The following is a 20,495-nucleotide window of genomic DNA, read 5'->3' on the forward strand; positions in this document are numbered from 1 at the left end:
CGGGCAGTCAGGCGGCAGGGGCGATGAAGCGCCGGCAGCGTTCGTTGTCGCTCTGTTCGAAGATGCGCTCGGGAGAGCCGGCAGCGCCGACCACTCCGCGGTCGAGAAACACGATCTGGTCGGACACGTCGCGGGCGAATGCCATTTCATGGGTGACCATCAGCATGGTGCGCCCTTCATCGGCCAGCCCGCGGATGACGCCGAGCACTTCATTGACCCGCTCTGGGTCGAGCGCCGAGGTGGGTTCATCGAACAGCAGGATCTGTGGCTCCATGGCCAGTGCGCGGGCAATCGCCACACGCTGCTGCTGTCCGCCGGACAGAAAGGCGGGATAGGCGTCCGCACGTTCGGCCATGCCGACACGCTCGAGATAGTGCATGGCCAGGGCGTTGGCCTTGCGTCGACTGACCCCCTTGACCCGCACGGGCGGCTCGCTGACGTTGCCCAGCACGGTCATGTGAGGCCACAGGTTGAACTGCTGAAAGACCATCGCCACCTTGGCGCGCAGGCGCTGCAGCTGGTGGCGGCTGAGGGGCATGTCGGTGTGGCCGCTGCGGGGACCTTGTGCGGTGAAGCGCATAGACTCGTCGGCGATGGTCAACTGACCCTGCTGCGGGCGTTCCAGCAGGTTCATGCACCTGAGCAGGGTGCTCTTGCCGGAGCCGCTGGCGCCGATAATGGTGGTCACAGTGCCTTCGGCGACGGATAGGGACACGTCGCGCAGCACGTCAACGTCGCCATAGCGCTTGACCAGGTGCCGGGCCTCGACCACGGCGGAAGATGGCGGGGTATCGGTACAGTCTGGGGAAGATGGCGTCATAGGCGGCTCATGGGTGGGTGGCAAGACAGGCGTCGGCGAACTCACGAAGCCGTTGCGCGGCATCGGCCAGGGTGTCGGCCTGGTGGGTGAGTCCCAGCCGAATGAAGCCAGCGGCCGAGGGGCCGAAGGCCTCGCCAGACAGCACCGAGATGCCGCATTGATCCAGCAGGCGATCAGCGAACTGTGCCGATGATAGGCCGGTGGCGCGAATGTCGACCATCACGAACATCCCGGCGTCGGGGCATACGGCTTTGGCGGCCTGACTGCCCGCCAGAGCGGCACACACGCTGTCGCGCCGAGCTTGGTAGGCGGCGTGCATGGTCGCCAGATCGTCGCCAAGCTGACCCTGCTCGTCCGCGAGAGCGGTGATGGCGGCGTCCTGAACGAAATCCGGGCAGCCGTACAACATGCACAGGGCCAGATGGCTGAGGTGCTCGATCAGCATCGGCGGGGCGATCACCCAGCCGAGTCGCCATCCGGTCATGGCATGTGACTTGGACAGACTCGAGATCACCACGCTGCGCTCGGCCATCTCCGGCAGCGCCAGCGGGCAGGTATGGGTGCCATCGAACATCAGCTCCGCGTAGACCTCGTCGGAGATCAACCACAGATCGTGCTGCTGACAGAGTGCCGCCACCTGCTTCCATTGTTCGCGGGTCAGCGACTGTCCCGTGGGATTGTGGGGACTATTGATCAGGATCGCCTTGGTGCGGTGGGTGATGGCCGCCGCCACATCATCCACATTCAGCCGAAAGCCCTGGTCCGCCTGCAGTGACACACGGGAGAGTGTGGCGCCGGTGGCCTGGATCACCGCTTCGTAGGTGACGTAGCAGGGTTCGGGCACGATGACCTCATCACCAGGATCGAGGAGGCATTGGGCCGCTGCATACAGGCCGCATTGGGCCCCTGCCATCACGATCAGGCGATCCGGCGTCAACTCGACGTGGCCAAGACGCTGGCTGCGACGGTAGTGGGAGACGATGGCTTCACGCAGCGCCAGCTTGCCCTGTACGTCGGCGTAGTGGGTGGCGCCCTGATCCAGGCTGTGCTTGGCGGCCTCGACGATACTGCGCGGCGTGGTAAAGTCGGGGTCGCCCACCGACAGTACTGTGATGTCCTCGCCATTGGCCTGGCGCGCCAAGGCTCGACTGTGGATATCCCAGGCGGCGGCGCCTTCGCCGGCGATTCGCTGGGTGAGACGGGAGACGCGAGTCATGGGCTGTCCTCGAGCGCGGGAGCATGTAGGCCCAGGCGACGCAGCTCGGCGCGCCAGGCGAGATCGGTGCCTTGTGGGCTGGCGGCCCAGGCGTCGTACTGTCGGGCGACCTTGTCGCACAGGGCATGCGAGGCGCTGACCAGGGGCCGCCCGGTGGACTGAGCGGCCAGCTGTGCCTGGCAGGATCGTTCCAGGTCGCGCATACGCAGGAAGGCATCGCCGACGCTGGTGCCAACCACTAGCACACCGTGCTGGCGCAGGATCATGCTCATATGTGGGCCGAGGTCGTCCACCAGGCGCTGGCGCTCGTCCAGATCCAGCGCGATACCCTCGTAGTCGTGGTAGCCGATGCGCTGATAGAACTGCATGGCCCATTGGTTAAGCGGCAGCAGACCCTCTTCGAGGCAGGAGACGGCCACGCCCGCGACGGTATGAGCATGCAGCACGCACAATGCGTCGCTGCGGGCTCCATGGATGGCGCTGTGTATCGTGAAACCCGCGGGGTTGATGCCAAGCCCGGTAGGGTCATCCAGCACATTGCCTTGCTCGTCCACGCTGATCAGGCTGTCGGCGGTGACTTCTTCGAAACGCAGGCCGAACGGGTTGAGCAGAAACCTGTTGGCGTCAACCCGTACCGAGATATGCGTGGAGATACCGTCGTCCATGCCATCCAGCGCCATCAGTCGATAGGCGGCCGCCAGATCCTGGCGCAGCTGTTGCTGTCGATGGTCCATCAGCGCGTGTCCTTGAAGCTTGCCAGGGCCTCGCCGCCATCGCGGCTGGTGACGCCGTCAAGAAAGGCGGACACCTTTTCCGGGTGCGAGGCAAGCCATTCGCTGGCGACCTGCTCAAGGTCTTGCTGCTCCAGGCTATACGCCTTGATGAAATCGCTTTGCTCCTGGGCGCTGAACACCACCTGATCGAGCAGTCGCGTGAGGTTGGGGTTAGCCTCGGCGAACTCCTTGGCGACGACGGTCTTGACATCACTGCTGCCGTTGTCGGGTCCAAACACGTTTTCACTGTCGTCCAGGATGCGCACATCGTATTCGGGAATCATCCAGTGCGGGGTCCAACCGTAGAAGGCGATCCAGCGTCCCTCGTCCACCGCCGCCTTGACTTCACTCAGCATGCCCGGCGTGGAGGAAGACATGACCTCCCAGTCGCCAAGACCATGGGTATCGGCTTCCACGGCGGCGTCGATGAAATCGGTGACGGTAGAGCCGCTTTCGATGGAATAGAAGGTGCGCTCAAAGCGCTCGGCGTTGGCGGCGTCCCCGAGCTGAGCGGCGTCGGTGATGCCGGCGTCCGCCACGTAGCCAGGCACCGCAAAGCCCATGCGAGCACCGGTGACATTGTTGCCGAGGTCGATGATGGCGTTCGCTTGCACGGCGGCGTCATAGCTTTCCTGCTGGGCCGGCAGCCAGCCTGCCAGAAAGGCATCACTGTCGCCGCTGGTCAGGGTCTTGTAGCCCACCGTGGAACTGACCTCCAGGCGCTCGACCTGGTAGCCGAGGGGTTCGGCAAGCTGGGCCAGGATCTCGCTCTTGACGGTGACCCCAGGCCAGGGCGGGACCACCAGGCGAAGACGCTCGTCCCGATCTTCCGCCAGGGCGATAGAGGAGGTGGACAGGGTCGCGACCAGCAGCGCTCCGGCCAGCCACGGCGGCAGTGAGCCGGCAGGGATTCCGGGGCGTCGCGTCGGCAGCAGCAGGGGGGGCGTGTGGTGGGTTCGGGTCACGGGGAACTCCTTCGTTATTATCAGGGTTTGCTGTCCCGGCCAGCGCAGGACTGGCTGGGTGCTGATCGTCTCTGTAGCGGGGCCGTTGTCGCCGCCATGACGTGCGTCTACAGCGCGCCGCGGCCGGCACGCCAAGGGTTTTCCTCTGCCTCCTCGACACGTCTCCTCAACAGCCGGTGGCAGGCTGCTCCAGTGATGCTTGCCAGGCAAGGGCGTCGACCTCGATGACCAGCGGCGAGGCGGCCTGGTCCAGTGTTGTCAGGGCTTCTCGTAGCGCTTCTGGTGCGTTGACGCTGATGTATCGGCAGGCGAAGGCATCACATAGGGGAGCGAAGGACGGCGGCTGCAGGTTGACGCCGATGTGAGCGACGCCATCAGCACTCATGTAGCGACGGATTTCGTCGTAACCGTCATTGTTCCAGATGATCAGCACCAGGGGCTGGACCTTGGCGGAGGCATCAGGAGCTTGAGCAAGATCGCGCGCGGTGGCGAGTTCGCCGAGCACGAATTGCAGACCACCGTCGCCGACCAGGGCAACGACGGGAAGCTGAGGCTTGGCTAGGGCGGCTCCCAGCGCGGCGGGCAGGCCATAGCCCAAGGTGCCGAACCCGGTGGCGGCATTGAACCAGCGGCGAGGCGCCGAGCGTCGAGCGATGACGTTGCCGGCGTACACGGGCCCCGTGGAGTCACCGACGATGATGGCCTCGGGCAAGGCGTCATCGAGGATATCGAACAGGGGCAGATAGGGCTTCAGCTCCGGGTCTTCGTACAGCGCCAGGTCACGACGAACCGCGCGGCAGCGCTCGGCACCCGCGCGGAGCTCGGCAGCCACACGTAACTGCTCAGCACACTCGGAGCGTGACGGACGACCAGGCGCCGCTGATTCGCTCAGAGCGCCGAGCAGCGCGTCTGCGGCGAGACCGACGTCGGCGACCATCGCCAGCTCCGCGGAGCGGTTACGGGCAAGCTGCTCGACGTCCAGGTCAACACGAATCACGCGGCCCTGAAGGGCGAAGCCATCGTTGAAGACCAGGTCGTAGTCGGTTTCGCCAAGCTCGGTACCCAGGGCAAGCACGACATCGGCGTCACGCGCCAGATGGCGTACCGGTGCCAGGCTGGCGGTGGTGCCAAGATCCAGGGGGTGATGACTGCCGAGCACACCACGCGCATTGACCGTGGTCAGCACGGGAGCACCCAGGCGCTCGACCAGGGCCTTTACGGACGCTGCGGCGGAGCAGGCACCACCACCCACCAGGACCAGCGGCCGTTGGGCTTGATCAAGCCAGCGGGCGGCCTCATGCACGGCCTGCGGAGCTGGCGCCGGCGGGAAGACACGGATCGGCCGGCCTGGCGCGCGGCTCACTGGCGCATCAAACAGGTCGATGGGAATCTCGATGTGAACGGGCCCGGGCCGGGCACCCTGGAAGATGGCGAAGGCCCGCGCCAGCACTTCCGGAAGGGCCTCAGGGTCGAGCAGGGTATGGCTGAAGCGCGCGACACCGGCAAGCGTTGCGCTCTGCTGAGGCATCTCGTGCAGTCGGCCCTGGCCCCGGCCCAGGGTTGCCACGCGATTGACGCTGGATATCACCAGCATCGGCACCGAGTCTGCCAGGGCCTGGCCCATGGCAGTGGCGATATTGGTCATGCCTGGGCCGGTAATGATAAAGCAAGCCGCGGGCTTGCCGCTGGCTCTGGCGTAGCCATCGGCCATGAATCCTGCCCCTTGCTCATGGCGGGGTGTGACATGGCGCAGGCCGGCCCCCTCGAGACCTCGGTATAGCTCGACGGTGTGCACGCCGGGAATACCGAACACGGTATCGACGCCATAGTCTTCCAGCAGCGTGATCAGGGTCTGGGCGCAGGTCCTCATGAGCGCTCCTGTGGATCATCTACGACGTCAGGCAGGCCGCCAAAGGGGGGGCGTTGCATGACCCGCTGAATCATCGGCAGAAACGCTGACAAGGGCAGGGTGTCATAGTCGGGATCGAAGCTGGTCTGGTCCCACTCATCGCAGAACCTGACGGTGCGAGCGTAGGCTGGATGGTCGCGATAGGCCTCACGGGCGTGTCGGTCCTGGCCAAAGAAATGGCGATAGTGGTAGCCCTGAAACAGCTCATGATGCCGAATCATCCACACGTTGAGAGGATCGACGAAGGGTTCAAGGATCGCAGCCGCAATCTCGGCGTGGTTGGCCGGGGCCAGGTCGTCGCCGATATCGTGAAGCAGCGCACACACGACCATCTCTTCATCGGCACCGTCGCGCAGGGCGCGGGTGGCGGTCTGCAGGCAGTGTTCGTAGCGATCTACCGGATAGCCGTGGGTATCGCCCTTCAGTCGCGCCAGATGATCGAGCACGCGGCGGCAGGCGTCATCCTGGTAGGCGCGGAAATGCTGGTCGATCAGCCGCCACTCGGTGGCGGTACTCTCATCGAAGCGGGCAAACGTGGCTTGCTCTGTTTGCTTGGCTTGCTCGGCTTGCTTGGCTTGGCTGGAGAGGGTGCTGTCGGTCGCTGTCATGAGGTGACTCCTGCGAGGTGACGGCTCAACACCAGGCGGCGGCTGGCGGTGCTGTCCCGATCGACGTAGCCCTGGCGCAGATGGCGCACGCCACCGTCAAGGGTGAACGAGGTGCGGCCATGCAACAGGCGGTAGTTGTCCATGATCAGCATCTCGCCTGGCGACAGCTTAAGGCGCAGGGTAAGCGCCTCGCTGCGGATCAGATCGTAGAAGGCCTTGCGTGCGGCGTAGTAGCGTCGCAACTCCTGGCTCTCCATGGCATCGACCCGTTCGGTGCGATTGGAGTAGCGCACCCTGACCACCTCTCCGTGGGGATCACATTCGATCAGCGGCCCGCGGCTTTCCAGGTGGGTGGCGTCGTCCTGATAGCGAAAGCGGGGGCTTACCCGGGTGAGGCAGTCGAAGGCCTCGGGGTCTTGCTGTCGCAGGCGGCGTGCCGCCTCGAAACCGTCTACCAGCGTGCTGTCGCCTCCCTCGGCGGCGTTGGTCAGGCAGTGCAGCCAGATGTAGCCGGGAATCGGGTCACGATAGGGATTGTCGGTGTGTGGCTCGAGTCCGCGTTGGGTCATGGTCAGGTCATAGGCATTGGCCACCGACTTGACGTCGGCAATGCCGCCCCAGTTGGTGCGCCGCAGAGGGCCGATGCGATCGATCAACGGCTGCATGGCGTCGGTGTCGTCCGGTAGCCCTGACACGTGAACAAAGCCGAAGCGCTCCAGCTTGAGCAGCAGGGTCAGCAGCGCCGCGTCGCTGGTGAGCGCCTCGCTGAAGTCGACGCTGGAGGGGACCTCGAGAGCAGCATCCCACAGCTCGCGGGGCGGTGTGTCTGCGCTGCCAGTGCTGGCTGACCTGGCCAGCTCCGCAAGAGGGAAGCGCCCCTGCTGACCGTCGGAGAACGCCAGTGCCAGTTCGCCTTCCTCAGCGCTGGCAGCGGTCAGCGCCAGGTCCAGGGGCAGCTCGGCGGCCTCGATCAGCCGCTGACCGGTCTGGGGGTCGAGCGTATCCGCCTGTGGCAGGCGCTCGCGTAGCCATAGCGCATCGAGATGAAGCTGGCCGTTGGACAGGAACAGCTGTAGCTGGCGTCCATTGTCGGCAAGGGCAGGGGGCGTCTGCAGGATCATGGAAAACCGTCTCCGAGGGCCGTCGAACGTGCCGAGTCAGCGCCACCGAAGGGCCTGGCTCAGCGGTTTGTTCAGAGTTTTCCTTAGGTTACTGTGCGGGTTCGGTTATCATTTGATGAAATTCGCCATCTTGTTGATCAAATTCGCCCCATGACGTCCACCGACTGGCCTTCCAGCCATCCCTATCCCCGGCCTGACTCACCCCCGCTGCTCAGCCCTGCTCAGGCCGAGCACACGCTGGACGTGTGGCTGGTGCCCAAGTTCTCGATGTTGACGCTGGTGTGCCTGCTTGAGCCGCTGCGAGTGGCCAATCGGTTTGGCCGGGATCTGTTTGCCTGGCGGCTGTTGTCCAGCGATGGCGAGCCGGTCATGGCCAGCAACGGCGTGCGCATTGATGTGGACGGGCGCCTGGCTGAGGTCACCGAGGCGGACTGGTATCAGGGCATCGCCTCCAGCGGCCGCCTGATGGTGGTGTCGTCCTATGAGCCTGAAGCGATGGTGACCATGGATGACCTGCTATTGCTGAAACGCCTGTCGGCCTATGGGGTGTGGTTGGGTGGGCTGGATACGGCGCCCTTCATTCTGGCACGAGCGGGGGTCATGGAGGGCTATCCGGTGGCGCTGCACTGGGAGAGTGTGCCGGCATTTCGTGAGGAGTTTCCTGGGCTGGAGGTGCGCCCCGACAGCTATGTGTGGGAAGGGGCAAGACTGACCGGATCCGGAGGCTCAGCCAGTATCGACATGATGCTGGAATGGGTGACGACCCTTTACGGTCCTGCATTGGCAGAGGCGGTTGGAAGACAGATCATGCACTCCCGCCCCCATGGCGACGGCCATGCAGCAGGCCACATCGATCCCATCGACAACCCCGCTGTGGGCGGCGGATTGCCGCGCCCGGTGTTGAAGGCCCTGGCGGTGATGGAGGCCAATCTGACCCAGGCGTTGTCGATTCCCGACGTGTGTCGGCTGGCAGGCCTGTCCCAGCGGCAGCTGACCCGCCGGTTCATGGCAGAGTTTGGCGAAACGCCCAAGCAGTGCTACCTCAACATGCGTCTGGATCAGGCTCAGCGGATGCTCGCGGACAGTCGCATGACCGTTACAGCGGCAGCCGTCGCCGTGGGCTTTACGCATCTGGCGCACTTCTCACGGGCCTACCGTCGGCGTTTTGGGGAAGCGCCCAGTGTGACCGCCCGGCGTGGCTTGGGGCCGGGCGGCAGGCAGGACAGCTAGGCGCTTGCTAAAGGGCGTCAGGCGTCGCTGAGGCTGCGCTCTCGTTGACGACGCTGGAGCATACGATAACGGGAGCGGACCTCATCACGTTCGAGGTAGCAGCCCTGTAGCCAGCGATGCCCGGAGTCGCCCTCGAAGGCGTCGCGGGCGTGCAACAGACGCCGGTTGTCGAAGATCACCAGGTCTCCCGGTGCATAGGTAAAGCGCAGCGCGAAGCGGGACTGACGCAATAGCCCCTGCAGCGCCATCAGGGCGCGATAGGCCTCTTCGACCAGGTCGAAGTCCGTCATCAGCGGCCCTCGCAGGAAGTCGGCAATGCGCACTTCGCTGAGCTGGCCCTGATCATCCAGCACGATCATCGGCGAATGCCAGACATAGTCCGTGGTCTTGGCGGTGTTGGCGTAGCGCCAATGTACCTGGGTCAGGGTGGAGAAAGCCTCAGGGTCTTCCTGGCGCAGGGCGTCCGCCACCGCAAAGCCATCGAGCATGACCGCCTGTCCACCGGCGACGCTGTTTTCGAGGCAGTGCAGGCACTGCAGGCCAGGATGGTATTCCCGCGTGGGCAGATCCACGTGGGGAGGAAGCGCAATCGAGGTATAAGCGTTGGAGTCAGGGTCAGGCTTGGCGCGCACGTCGAACAGGGTGCCGAAGTTGGTGGCTCTTACCGGGCCGATACGCTCGGCAACGCTGGCTAGTGTCCCAGGCTCCGTGGGCAGGCCGCGCAGGCGCACCAGGCCCTTGCGCAGCAGTGACTCCAGTGCTGGCTCCAGCGTCGAGGCTTCTTCCGGGCTATCGATGGCGGTGGTGGAAAAGGTGCTGGCGTCCAAGGTGTCAGGCGCCGCGTCCGCTCCTCCCAGCCAGGTCTCCATGGCGACCAGCGGGGCCAGTGGATCCTCGCAGTTGTCATAGTCGTGGGCGCGCAGCCAGCCCGGATGAAAGCGCAGTGTGCGCTGTTCAGGACTCATGATCAGTTCCACGGCTCCGCTGTCATCGAGCCGCGCAGCCGCTATCTGCGGCCAAGCCTCCAGGCACGACAGGTCGAGAATGCGCTCTCGTGTGGCGGGATTGATGGTGCTGTCATCGGCGGCATTTTCTCTCAGCCAGATACTGTGGTATCGGCTGACGCGGCCATCCTGCCAGGTCACGGTCAGTACCCGAGAGTCGCTAGTCACCTCGGCGATGGCCACCTCTACCGGCCAGCTGTCGTAGTCGGGCGTCGGTGGCAGCGCCGACGGCGGTGTGGCGGCGGAGGATGCGGTGGTGGAAACAGCGGAAGTAGAGGAGTTAGCGGACGGTCGAGACGTCTGCGCGTGCATGGAGCCTCCTTGAGCTAGCCTGGTCGAGTCATCGGAAAGCGACGTGTGGGTGACGCAACTCAGCGGGCAGGCATCCAGCCCCCTGCAGTGGGTCACGACGATGGCCACAGCATGGCGCCGGTGGGGCTGCGGCATCGTGCAGAAGTCGACAATTATCGTGCAGAATCCGACATCGGAGGGGTGGGCTGACGTCGCAAGGCGCTAGGCGAGGCACCGTGGTGTTGGCGAAAGGCGCGGGTGAAGCTCGAGGCTGAGGCAAAGCCGCTGGCCAGCGCGATATCCATGACACTGTGTCGGGTGCTGGTGACCAGCTGATGGGCGAGGCTCAGGCGCCGCTCCAGGTACAGCTGCCCTGGAGTGCGGGACAGATGCTGCTGGCACTCCCGCTCGAGCTGGCGCTCCGATAGTCCGATGGCGGAAGCCAGCTGGGGAATGGATAGGGGGGATTCCAGGTGGGCATCCATGATCCCGATAAGGGTGGCCAGGCGCTGTGGCAGTCGCTCCTGGTAGCGGACGTCACGCTGTCGGCTGGCCGGCAGCCGCCGATGGTCATGCACCAGCTGCTCCTTGACGCGGCGGGTCAAGGCGTCGCCGTGGCGGCGTCGAATGGTGTCCAGTGCCAGGTCGATGGAGGCGCTGGCCCCAGCCCCGAAAAAGCCGCTGGGTGTCACTTCGTAAAGCGACTCCACCGCTTCTATATGGGGGTGCTGGCGCCTGAAGTCGGGCAGGCTCTCCCAGTGCAAGGTGACGGTGTCGTCGATCAGTCCGGCGGACGCAAGGCAGAAAGCCCCCGTATCCAGCGCCCCCAGGCAGGTGCGCTGCTCGCGACGTTGCCTCAGCCAGGTGATCAGGCTGTCATCGACGGCGGCCATGGGCTCAAAGCTGGCGCAGACGGCAAGGCTGGGCAGCCATGGGGTGTCCTCTAGTGCGTGCTCGACCGCCAGGGGAATGCCGTTGCTGGCATGGACCGGCAGCCCGTCCCTGCTGATCAGGTGCCAGCGAAATAGCGTCTCACCAGACAGTCGGTTGGCAATGCGCAGAGGATCGATGGCGGAGAACAGCGCCACCATGGAAAAACGAGGCAACAGCAAAAAGCCGATGGCTTCCGGACTCGGTCCCTGATAGGTCAGGCGCACGACGTCTTCCTCCGCATCGCCTGGGCCTGGGCATGAGCCTGGTGCCGACGGGGCGACGAGACGTCAGAATGGAAGTGGAGCATGGCGCGCCGCCAGGGCCTCTCGATAGGATGGCGTAAAAGCATGACAGCGCAGGCGACCCGGCTCAAGCCCGGCCCTCGCCTTGGGGCTGCGCGCTATGCTGGGGCTTGTACGTAAAGTGCCTGCGCTTGGTGATACGGCGTTAAGCATCGGCTGGTACGCCAGCCCGGTTAACATGCTCCGTTACACCTCGTAAACTGCGCTTTCTCACCGATTTTTGCCTTGTCTAACCTTCGCTCGTCGACGTTTCGGACAACGCCTAGGCTTGGCGATCGGTCGCACACATTAGAAAGCGTAAAGGAAGATAGCCATGCAGACTTGGCCAGGCCAGGGGCAGATCCACATGGAGGCTAGCGATCAGCCCCATGGGCGGGGCAAGGACGGCCACCCTGACGAGGGCCAGGGGCGTCATCCTTGCGCTGACACGACCGCTGATACCACCGCTGATGGCTCAGGCGACAACGAGCCCATGTTCTCGGCATTGACCACCAGCGAACGCATGGGTTTTCTCTTATTGCCCCAGTTTTCGATGATGGCGTTCTTCTCGGCAGTAGAGCCCTTGCGCATCGCTAACCGGATTGCCGGTCGTCCGCTCTACGAGTGGACGGTGATCGGGCTATCTGGTGATCCTGTCACCGCCAGCAATGGCATGACGCTGATGGTGGACCATGCTATCGACCAGGTGCGCCACTTGCCGTCGTTGGCGGTGTGCAGCGGGTTTGATCCAGAGCAGTGGATCGGTCGTGGTCTGAGTGCCTGGCTCAACCGCCTGGACCAAGGAGGCTGTCGTATCGGGGCCCTCGACACCGGTGCGGTGGTGCTGGCCGAGGCCGGGTTGCTGGCCGGAGAGACCGTTACGCTGCATTGGGAGACGCTACCGGCCTTCAACGAGCGTTATCCCACCATTCGCACCTGCGATGAGCTCTTCCTGCTCGGCCAACGACGTTTTTTCTGTGCTGGTGGGGCTGCTGCCATGGACATGACCCTGGAGATGATCGCCAGACAGCATGGGATGGGGCTGGCGGTAGACGTGTCGGAACAGCTGATTCACGACCGTTTGCGGTCCCGTACCGACCAGCAGCGCATGAGCCTGGTGCGTCGATTGGGGACCCACCAGCCACGCTTGATCGATGCCGTGTCACTGATGGAGAGCCATCTAGAGGCACCCCTTGAGCTTGCCGAGATTGCGCGGCGCAGTCAGATCTCGTTGCGTCAGCTGCAGCGCCTGTTCGCCGACGAGTTAGGGGAGTCGCCCACCGGCTACTATCTGGGACTGCGGCTGAACCGTGCCGCGTCACTGCTCAAGGACACCGATCTGGACGTGCTCGCCATCGGGCTAAGCTGCGGCTTTGGCTCCGCCTCGAGTTTCAGCCGTGCCTTTCGGCGCCACTATGGTTGTTCACCCCTGAGCTATCGACGCCAGGACGAGAGCAGCTGACGCCAGTGGATGGGGCATAGCCCTGGTGCAGGGGATCAGATGTCGGCCCACATGCGCAGCAGGTTGGCCAGGCTCTTGGAAATGGCGTCAAAGTCAGCGGTCTTGCCATCGCGTTCAAATATCTGGCGCCGGGTGGTGTCCAGGTCAAACAGGATCTCCCGTTGTTCCGGCTGACGCACCTGGCTTTGCAGCCATCCCACCGCGGCCAGTCGCTCACCCCGGGTCACAGGGTCCACCCGGTGCAGGGTCGACGACGGATAGAGGATCATGGAGCCCGCCGGTAACTTGTAGCGCTGCTCACCCTGGGGGGTGTCCATGATCAACTCACCCCCATCGTAGTGGGCTGGCTCCTCCAGAAAGAGGGTGAAGGACAGGTCGGTACGCATGGGCCCCTGGGGCGTGGGCATGACCGCATCATCGACATGGTTGCCGTAGGTCATGCCCTGCTGATAACGACTGAACATCACCGGCTTCATGCGTCGGGGCCTGGCGGCGATCTGAAACAGCGTGTGGTTGGCCAACGTCTTCATGACATCGTCGCGCAGGCTGGCGATGGCAGGGTCCTGGCCGCTCGCCTGCTGATTCTGTTTCACCGTGCGTGCGTGCCAGCCCGCTGTTTCCTTGCCGTCGCGGAAACGGGCTTCGCCCAGGGTCTGGCGAATGCGTGCCAGCAGCTCGTTGGAGAGCACTTGGTCGATACATAGAATCATCGTTGCCCCTCGCAAATGGTGAATTGTACCCTAGTGTTAATCATTTGCATTACACTTGGTCACATGTCGCGTCCAGGATAGTCATGGACCATTGGCGGAACCTGCCGCCACCCTTAGCGCGCGTAGCCCCCTAGATGGCAACATGCGCGTAAAACCGACAGCAGCCACAACGAGGATGTTCATCATGACCCAAGAGACCCGCACCAAACTGTGGATCGGTGTAGGCACCAGCCTTTTGCTCGGAACCGGCACCGCCTGGGCCGATCATCATGGCGACGAGGAAATGACGCAAGACGGCGTTGTGCAGGAAGCGGGGCAAGCTGGCCACGGCGGCGAAGGTGGTGAAGGCGGAGAGCACGGCCACGGTGGCGAAGGTGGTGAAGGCGGAGAGCACGGCCACGGTGGTGAAGGTGGTGAAGGTGGCGAGCACGGCCACGGTGGTGAAGGCGGCGAAGGTGGTGAAGGCGGAGAGCACGGCCACGGCGGTGAAGGTGGCGAAGGTGGTGAAGGCGGAGAACACGGCCACGGTGGCGAAGGTGGTGAAGGCGGAGAACACGGCCACGGTGGTGAAGGTGGTGAAGGTGGAGAACACGGCCACGGTGGTGAAGGTGGTGAAGGTGGCGAGCACGGCCACGGCGGCGAAGGTGGCGAAGGTGGAGAACACGGCCACGGTGGCGAAGGTGGTGAAGGCGGCGAGCACGGCTCCTTGGCTAGCGACCCCTACGCGGTATTTGCCTATTTAACTGCTACTGCCGGCGGCGAAGGCGGTGAAGGCGGTGAAGGCGGTGAAGGCGGTGAAGGCGGTGAAGGTGGTGAAGGTGGTGAAGGCGGCGAGCATGGCCACGTAGACGCGGCCAACCCTGGTATCTACACCACAGAACTCGCCCTGATGCTGGGGCACCTTCAGGTGGCCAAGGAGCTCTACACCGAAGGCGCAAAGACCGCTTCCTACCCGCATTTCGGTCATCCCTACCATGAGGTCTATCCGGGCATCGCCAAGGCGTTGGAGACCCGCGGAATCGAGGCCTTCGACGAGACCTTGGAAGACTTTTCTGGCCAGGTCCAGCAGGGCGGAGACTGGAGTGAATACGAGGCAGAGTATGAGTCGCTGCGCGCTACCATCTTGGCCGCCATGGGCGACGTGGACGATGAACTCGAGATGGATGCTGGCTTCCAGGCCAAGGTCCAGCTGGCGTTGTTGCAGACTGCGCTGCACGAGTACGAAGAAGCGGTCGACGACGGTGAGTTCGTCAATGTAGTGGAGTATCAGGATGGCCGTGGATTTGTGCTGACGGCCCGTGAGTCGCTGGAGCGCCACGCCGAGCTGTTTCGCGAAGCAGGCGCTTATGCTGCCCTGGAGGAGGGCTACGAGGGCTTGCTGAAGGCCTGGCCGAGTGCCAAGGCGCCGGCGTCACCGGTCATGAGCGTGGGCGAGCTATCCGCCGCCATGTTTCCGCTCGAGGCTGAACTGGGCAAGTTCTAATGGCGCTTTGCCGCTAGCGCCTGAGTGAAGGTGTTAGCCAGAGTGCTACAGGGCGCCATGGCACTCGCCATAGGCTGCAGACAGGGCCTGACATCAGGCCCTGTCTGCGTACACGCTGCTCTAACTTGGCACCTGAGCCTCATAGACTTCGGGTTCCAGGTCCCGGGCTCTGGGCGCCTAACGCCGTTCGGCTGATGACGTCAGCGCTTGCTTAGCCGTCGTCCTGAGTGGGCAAGGGGGTGTGCTGGCCTCGAAGGCGTAGCAAGAAGGCTGCTACCAGCGCAAAGATGCCAAAGGCCACCGGAATGGCCGCGACGGAAATCAGGGTCAGGATGACCTTGAAGATGTCACCTTCCAGCCAGTTGATCACGATCGCCAGCAATGACATGGCCACGATCCAGAACGCTCTGGAGCGTTTGACGGTCAGCATTTCGCAGACCAGGCCAGCGGAATCCGCGCTGGTGACGAAGAACAGCAGGATGTTCAGGGCCAGAATGGCCGAAAGAATGCCACGGCTATCCAGGGTGGCCATCAGCGCAAAGACGTCCTCTGAGCCTGTCTCCAATCCGCCGAGGCCGAAGGTCGTAAACCACAGACACGAGAATAGGCTCGGCACCAGCATGACGCCTAGCACGAGTTGGCGGAGCGTACGCCCCTTGGAGATGCGGGCGATAAACACCCCGGTGAAGATGAACCAACCGTACCAGGCAGCCTCGAAGGCATATAGCCAATCCGCGAGCCAGGCCTTGCGCTCAGGATCCCCCAGGCCAATATCGGTCGCCATCAGCGGATATTTCACCAGGTATTCCGGCAACAGGCGCGCCAGCGTCGAAACGATGTCCCAGGGGGATGTCAGCAGTAACACGCTGGTCAACAGTATCAGCGCGAATAACGTGTTGTAGTTGCTTAGCCATTTGATGCCCCGCTTGAGCCCCGAGGCACTCGAGGCGATGGCAAAGATGGCCAGCACACTGATGATCAAGGTTGGACTGGCCTGGATGCCAAAGAACTGCTCCAGGCTTTGCTTGAGGGGATCGGTGGCATAGGAGAACGTCAGCGAAAGCCCGATCACGGTGGAAACGACCAGGCTCACCAGGTTCAACTTGCTGAGGAAACCGCCTCCCAGCAAGGTCTCGGCAGGTTTCTCGATCCTCAGGTTGTACATGCAGTGGGCAAAGATGACGCCGATGGCAAGATAGCCTGCCCAGGCCAGTAGCCCCCAGTGATTGAACGCATATAGCAGTGCTTGATCGGAACTGTTCCCGGCCTCGACGTGATAGTGAGGCTCCAGCACTCCCCAGGTGACCAATCCAATACCCATGCCGGTGGCGAAAAGCATGCCTAGCCAGGCGAGCGTCGAAAATTCTGGCGGCTCATCACCGAATTTCAAGCGGCCCAGTGGGGTAAACATCAGGACGACAAACACGATGGAGGCAACAAAGGCCGGGTAGGTGAAGATGAAGCCCAAGTTGCCGATGACATTGACCTTGATGACATCAAGGATGGTCTGAAAGCTACCTGGGGCGATGGCAGCAAAGGCAATAAGCGTAATGACGGTGACCACGGTGGCCACCAATGTGGACATGTTCTGTTTCATTGGTGTCTCGTTGTCTTATTGAAAAAGGAGGGACGGCGATCGATCGGTGGGAACCTCGCTGGAGTGGAGTGATAACGTCGTGACTGTGCTGCTTCTAACCCGATAAGTGCTTATGAATCAGAGGGGTAGAGAGGCACTTCAACGCAAAGAATAGTCTAGGTGTCGCTCGTCGAGGTGACACGCGAGAGCACGACAGAACCCACGCCAGGTGATCGACATCGGTGCCAGCTGCGCATGGGCGTGAAGCGCCCCGTGAAACATCCCCTCTGCCGTATGCAGGCCAACCTGCCGCCGCTGCTGACGCCATTGGTCCAGCGTCGCCAGTATCGCTGGGGTCAGGGGGTCGTGTTCCACGACCAGGCATTCCACTGCGCTGCTGACCGGGGGAGCGTCGCCCGCGCGGGCAGCGTCGGAGGCAATCATCGCCCAGGCGGCCTGGGCGTCCCGACGACTCAGCAAGGGCGCATCGGGTCCAAGAGATGTCTCGGACATGTCACCGAGAAGCGGATAGATCATGCCGAGCGGATGTGGGTCCTTGGCGGCACGAGCCACGTCCAGCACCAGGCGACCTCCTGCGCTGTCCCCCACCATGGCACAGGGCTGAAGCCAGCGGCGCACCCGATCGACGTCGTCGAGCTGGTCGCTGTAGCGTGCCTCGGGCAGAAGTCGATACTGCACACTTACCACCTCTCGCCCGAGTGCTTCGGCAAGGCCCGCTGCGACGCCCTGGTGGCTGTCCAGCGAGCCGATGGTGAAGCCGCCACCATGGACGTAGAGCACGGTCTGCTGACCAGTATCGGCGTGGGCGTGGGCGTGGGAGAGAGCGCTGTCTATTCCTTCCGCTCTCCCTGGCCGATATCGGCGCACGGGTACTCCAGCGATCCGCTCGTCGGTGACCCGCATGGTGGTGGGCAACGGCGTGGCGAAACTGGCGCAGAGCCGATCGTAGTCGCCTCTGGCCAGGGCGAGGGGCCTTGATGCCATGGCGTCGAGACCATGTTGGAAGCGCTTGGCAAAGTCGTCGATCGTCATCTCTACATCCGGATCCCGCCCGGCGTCGCCGAGCATTCCTGGTGGATGGCGCCCTGGCCCGAGCTGGTCTGGGCGGGCCTGAGCGGGTCTGGCTGGATATGGCCCGGCCAGGACGCCAAGCCTGTCAGCGTCGGCTGATACCGATCCGCCGTCCCAGCCCCTCGGGCGGGGGGGATGACAGGGGGGGCAATGTCACCAAGGCATCAGAGAGCGCTGCGGGGAAGGCAGCAGGCTTGCCGCTGGTGGTGTCGATGCCCATCAGCATTTGCTCGCTGGTAGCCAGCAGGTCCGCTCCACTGGTGAGTACAAACCACAGGTGCAGGCGCTTGGCATCTTGATCGACGATCTGAACATCGACCTGCAGGTCTTGCCCCTCGTGGGCTTCCTTCAGGTAGCGAAGATGGGTCTCGAGGGTATACAGGGTGTAGCCGAGCCGTTGCCGGCCCTCATCGTCCAGGCCAATGTTCTCCATCAGCCTGTCCACCGCCAGGGAGAATACCCTGGCGTACTCGGCATCGTTCATATGGCCGTTGTAGTCGACCCACTGTGACGCCACCTGGGTGTTGAGCAAGGCCATCAGATACGTCCCTCGAGGCCTTCTGCTTCCGGCCAGTACTTGTTCACCAGGCCCAGCAATTCGACCAGGAAGTCATCGCGACGACGATCCAGCTCGGCCACGCTGCGGCCGGCCGCCTGATGCTCGCAGCCCTCGACCACGCGGTCGATCAGCTCATCGGTAAGCTCGGGGGCTTCCAGCTTGGTCCAGGGGAGCTTCAGCGCGGGTCCGAACTGCTCCAGCATATGGCGCATACCCTGTTCCCCACCGGCCAGGTGGAAGGTCAGGAAGGTGCCCATCAGCGACCAGCGCAGCCCACAGCCGTAGACCACCGCGGCGTCGATTTCCTCTGTAGTGGCTACGCCGTCATTGACCAGGTGCAGTGACTCGCGCCACAGGGCTTCCATCAGACGGTCGGCAATATGCCCTTCGATTTCACGGCGGACCACCAGTGGACGCATGTCCAGCGCCTGATACAGGGCCTGCGCCTGCTGAGTCTGCTCGCTCGCCGTGGCTTGTCCTCCGACCAGCTCGACCAGCGGTAGCAGGTAGACCGGATTGAAGGGGTGAGCGACGATGATGCGCCCGGGTGACTTGGCACAGTCCTGCTGCAGGTCGGTGGGCTTGAATCCCGACGTCGAGGAGCCCACCAGCACATCGGCAGGCGCCGCGGCGTCGATCTGGGCCAGGATGCTCTGCTTGAGCTCGAGTCTTTCCGGTACGTTCTCCTGGATCAGGTCGGCGCCGTCCACGGCGGCTTCCAGTGAGGAGGCAAAGCGCAGGTGGTCGATGCTGGCGCCGTCGGCCAGACCCAGGCGTTGCAGCGCAGGCCAGGCATTGTCCACAAACGCCCGAGTGCGCGCTTCGGCGGCGGGGTCCGGATCAAAAGCGACTACGCTCCAACCGCTGGCCAGGGCGCGGGCGATCCAGCCGTTGCCGATCACACCGGTGCCGATGACAGATAGCTGTTTCATGCCTGTTCTCCCATGATGGTGCCGGTGTGTGGGTTGCGCAGCTTGAGGAAATCTCGAGTTTCTGCCGGTGTCATGACCTTGCCGCCCAGGTGGTTGATCAGGCTGCCGGCTTTCTCGACCAGTTGAGCGTTGGAGGCCAGCACGCCCTTTTCGAGGTACAGGTTGTCCTCGAGCCCAACCCGGGCATGGCCACCGAGCATCACCGCTTGAGCGGCCATCGGCATCTGGTGCCGGCCAATGCCGAATGCCGCCCAGTTGGCGTTGGCCGGCAGCTTGTTGCGCATCGTCAGCATGGTCTCGGTATCGGCTTCGGCGCCCCACGGGATGCCAAGGCACAGTTGGTAGAGCGGGTCGCCGTCGATCAGGCCTTCAGCCTGCAGTTGGCGGGCGAACCACACATGGCCCAGATCGAAGCACTCCAGCTCAGGCTTGACCCCGGCAGCCTGCACCAGGCGGGCATGTTCACGCAGCCAGTCAGCCGAGTTGACGTAGATCATGTCGCCAAAGTTGAGGCTGCCGCAGTCCAGCGTACACAGCTCGGGCAGCAGTTCCCCGACTGGCTCGTGGCGTTGGGCCGGCGTCTGAATGTCGGTACCCGGTCCGCCCCGAGTGGGGTCCTGGCTGTCAGGGATCCAGTCGCCACCGCCCCCAGCGGTAATGTTCATGACGATATCGGTGTCGGCTTCACGCACCCGCTCCATGACTTCACGGAAGTGGTCGAGGGAGTGGCTGACGCCGCCAGTTTCCGGGTCGCGCACGTGGATGTGCGCAATGCTGGCACCGGCCTTGGCCGCCTCGATGCAGTCGTTGGCAATCTGTTTGGGGGTTACCGGCACCTTGGGACTCTTGCCGGTGGTATCGCCGGCACCGGTCACGGCGCAGGTAAGGATGACGTTACGGTTCATGGAGGGCTCCTCTCGATCTCGGATGACGGGACGTCGGCCGCGGCCCCATGCCAAGTGGCTCGAAGGCGAGTTCACGCCGCCTGACAGGGCGGCGCCGTGGTGTAGACAGCGTCTCGTCGCTCCGCGGCTGAATGAATCGAGAGGTAGTGTGGCGAAGTGACGGCGTTGCGACTTGGCAATAAGCGTCATATTTTTGTCGTCAGGCGCCTTTGAGGTAGGGCGGAGTCGGCCCAGGGCAATAGGCAGGGCATCGCCGCCGACAGCCAGCAAGATGAAAAGGACTCGGATGTTCTCCCCTTAGAGCGTGAATCAGCCTGCCCCGCGAAGCGTGAATCAGCCTGCCCCGCAAAGCGGGAATCAGATAGGAGAATAGAGGGATCGGGCGACGTCGCTGTGTCAGCGGACCAAGGGGGAAGGGCCCGTCATCGAGCCTTGGTGTGCGGCTGGTGTTGGCTCAGGCGAGACAGCTCGGGTGACGTTCAGCTGAGGAGGCGGAAAGCTGATTCGAGAGAGACAGAATCGAGAGAACCAGAATCGAGAGAGACAGAAATGTGAGGGACAGCAATGGGGGGCAAAAACGGGAGAGCCAGCAACGGGAGTGCTGGCTACAACCGCTGAAACGGTG

General features: G+C 63.6%; 19 protein-coding genes. 3 read left to right on the forward strand and 16 right to left on the reverse strand.

All coding sequences use genetic code 11. The features are described from left to right. Window positions 1-7: 7 nt before the first annotated feature. The 7 genes from KUV45_RS05530 to KUV45_RS05560 all read right to left on the reverse strand — a co-directional run bounded on the left by KUV45_RS05530 (window position 8) and on the right by KUV45_RS05560 (window position 7,412). On the reverse strand, window positions 8-820 hold the full coding sequence (locus tag KUV45_RS05530) for an amino acid ABC transporter ATP-binding protein (protein WP_206939426.1): 813 nt from the start codon (window positions 818-820) through the stop codon (window positions 8-10). A gap of 7 nt (window positions 821-827) precedes the next feature. After that, a complete protein-coding gene (locus KUV45_RS05535; RefSeq protein WP_222163735.1) occupies window positions 828-2,036 on the reverse strand; it encodes a pyridoxal phosphate-dependent aminotransferase in 1,209 nt (402 codons plus the stop codon). Then, window positions 2,033-2,770 carry a class II aldolase/adducin family protein gene (locus tag KUV45_RS05540; RefSeq protein WP_206939423.1) on the reverse strand — a complete coding sequence of 246 codons (738 nt, stop codon included), beginning with the start codon at window positions 2,768-2,770 and terminating at the stop codon, window positions 2,033-2,035. The genes KUV45_RS05535 and KUV45_RS05540 overlap by 4 nt, the downstream gene beginning before the upstream one ends. Beyond that, window positions 2,770-3,693 carry an ABC transporter substrate-binding protein gene (locus KUV45_RS05545; RefSeq protein ID WP_374107018.1) on the reverse strand — a complete coding sequence of 308 codons (924 nt, stop codon included), beginning with the start codon at window positions 3,691-3,693 and terminating at the stop codon, window positions 2,770-2,772. The genes KUV45_RS05540 and KUV45_RS05545 overlap by 1 nt, the downstream gene beginning before the upstream one ends. 247 nt (window positions 3,694-3,940) lie before the next feature. Beyond that, the gene (locus tag KUV45_RS05550; protein ID WP_222163736.1) at window positions 3,941-5,644 is read right to left on the reverse strand and encodes a 5-guanidino-2-oxopentanoate decarboxylase; all 1,704 of its coding nucleotides are present in this window, start codon (window positions 5,642-5,644) and stop codon (window positions 3,941-3,943) included. Further along, window positions 5,641-6,291 carry an HD domain-containing protein gene (locus KUV45_RS05555; protein WP_222163737.1) on the reverse strand — a complete coding sequence of 217 codons (651 nt, stop codon included), beginning with the start codon at window positions 6,289-6,291 and terminating at the stop codon, window positions 5,641-5,643. The genes KUV45_RS05550 and KUV45_RS05555 overlap by 4 nt, the downstream gene beginning before the upstream one ends. Next, window positions 6,288-7,412 (reverse strand): TauD/TfdA family dioxygenase, encoded by a 1,125-nt coding sequence (locus KUV45_RS05560; RefSeq protein WP_206939417.1) that lies wholly within the window; start codon window positions 7,410-7,412, stop codon window positions 6,288-6,290. Before KUV45_RS05560 ends, KUV45_RS05555 begins: the two co-directional genes overlap by 4 nt. A 150-nt stretch (window positions 7,413-7,562) precedes the next feature. Here KUV45_RS05560 and KUV45_RS05565 point away from each other — a divergent pair, with 150 nt between their 5' ends. Next, on the forward strand, window positions 7,563-8,642 hold the full coding sequence (locus KUV45_RS05565) for a GlxA family transcriptional regulator (RefSeq protein WP_222163738.1): 1,080 nt from the start codon (window positions 7,563-7,565) through the stop codon (window positions 8,640-8,642). Window positions 8,643-8,659: 17 nt separating this feature from the next. Here the strand turns inward: KUV45_RS05565 and KUV45_RS05570 are convergent, their stop codons facing one another. Next, window positions 8,660-9,958: a TauD/TfdA family dioxygenase gene (locus KUV45_RS05570; protein ID WP_222163739.1), complete on the reverse strand. Its 1,299-nt coding sequence runs from the start codon at window positions 9,956-9,958 to the stop codon at window positions 8,660-8,662. 152 nt (window positions 9,959-10,110) lie between these two features. Beyond that, on the reverse strand, window positions 10,111-11,094 hold the full coding sequence (locus tag KUV45_RS05575; RefSeq protein ID WP_222163740.1) for a GlxA family transcriptional regulator: 984 nt from the start codon (window positions 11,092-11,094) through the stop codon (window positions 10,111-10,113). 550 nt (window positions 11,095-11,644) lie between these two features. Here KUV45_RS05575 and KUV45_RS05580 point away from each other — a divergent pair. Further along, the gene (locus KUV45_RS05580) at window positions 11,645-12,613 is read left to right on the forward strand and encodes a GlxA family transcriptional regulator (RefSeq protein WP_222163885.1); all 969 of its coding nucleotides are present in this window, start codon (window positions 11,645-11,647) and stop codon (window positions 12,611-12,613) included. A gap of 35 nt (window positions 12,614-12,648) precedes the next feature. On the opposite strand, the gene KUV45_RS05585 is transcribed toward KUV45_RS05580, so the two are convergent. Together KUV45_RS05585 and KUV45_RS05590 are read right to left on the reverse strand one after the other, a co-directional pair. Then, on the reverse strand, window positions 12,649-13,323 hold the full coding sequence (locus tag KUV45_RS05585) for a Fe2+-dependent dioxygenase (RefSeq protein WP_222163741.1): 675 nt from the start codon (window positions 13,321-13,323) through the stop codon (window positions 12,649-12,651). A gap of 130 nt (window positions 13,324-13,453) precedes the next feature. Further along, the gene (locus KUV45_RS05590; RefSeq protein WP_222163742.1) at window positions 13,454-14,023 is read right to left on the reverse strand and encodes a hypothetical protein; all 570 of its coding nucleotides are present in this window, start codon (window positions 14,021-14,023) and stop codon (window positions 13,454-13,456) included. Between the two features lie 6 nt (window positions 14,024-14,029). On the opposite strand from KUV45_RS05590, the gene KUV45_RS05595 reads away from it, so the two are divergent. Beyond that, entirely contained in the window at window positions 14,030-14,806 is a 777-nt protein-coding gene (locus KUV45_RS05595) for a hypothetical protein (RefSeq protein WP_222163743.1), read from the forward strand. 211 nt (window positions 14,807-15,017) lie between these two features. Here KUV45_RS05595 and KUV45_RS05600 read toward each other — a convergent pair whose 3' ends face one another. From KUV45_RS05600 to KUV45_RS05620, 5 genes are all read right to left on the reverse strand, one after another. Beyond that, window positions 15,018-16,391: a BCCT family transporter gene (locus tag KUV45_RS05600; RefSeq protein WP_224852110.1), complete on the reverse strand. Its 1,374-nt coding sequence runs from the start codon at window positions 16,389-16,391 to the stop codon at window positions 15,018-15,020. A 150-nt stretch (window positions 16,392-16,541) separates the two neighbouring features. Further along, window positions 16,542-17,435: an alpha/beta hydrolase fold domain-containing protein gene (locus tag KUV45_RS05605; protein WP_222163745.1), complete on the reverse strand. Its 894-nt coding sequence runs from the start codon at window positions 17,433-17,435 to the stop codon at window positions 16,542-16,544. A gap of 124 nt (window positions 17,436-17,559) precedes the next feature. Continuing rightward, on the reverse strand, window positions 17,560-18,012 hold the full coding sequence (locus KUV45_RS05610; RefSeq protein WP_206939382.1) for a thioesterase family protein: 453 nt from the start codon (window positions 18,010-18,012) through the stop codon (window positions 17,560-17,562). Next, on the reverse strand, window positions 18,012-18,965 hold the full coding sequence (locus KUV45_RS05615) for an L-carnitine dehydrogenase (RefSeq protein WP_206939380.1): 954 nt from the start codon (window positions 18,963-18,965) through the stop codon (window positions 18,012-18,014). Before KUV45_RS05615 ends, KUV45_RS05610 begins: the two co-directional genes overlap by 1 nt. After that, window positions 18,962-19,870 (reverse strand): 3-keto-5-aminohexanoate cleavage protein, encoded by a 909-nt coding sequence (locus KUV45_RS05620; RefSeq protein WP_222163746.1) that lies wholly within the window; start codon window positions 19,868-19,870, stop codon window positions 18,962-18,964. The genes KUV45_RS05615 and KUV45_RS05620 overlap by 4 nt, the downstream gene beginning before the upstream one ends. Window positions 19,871-20,495 lie beyond the last annotated feature (625 nt).

The sequence above is a fragment of the Halomonas sp. DP3Y7-2 genome, from assembly GCF_019800795.1.
In the GTDB taxonomy this organism is placed as follows: domain Bacteria; phylum Pseudomonadota; class Gammaproteobacteria; order Pseudomonadales; family Halomonadaceae; genus Halomonas; species Halomonas litopenaei_A.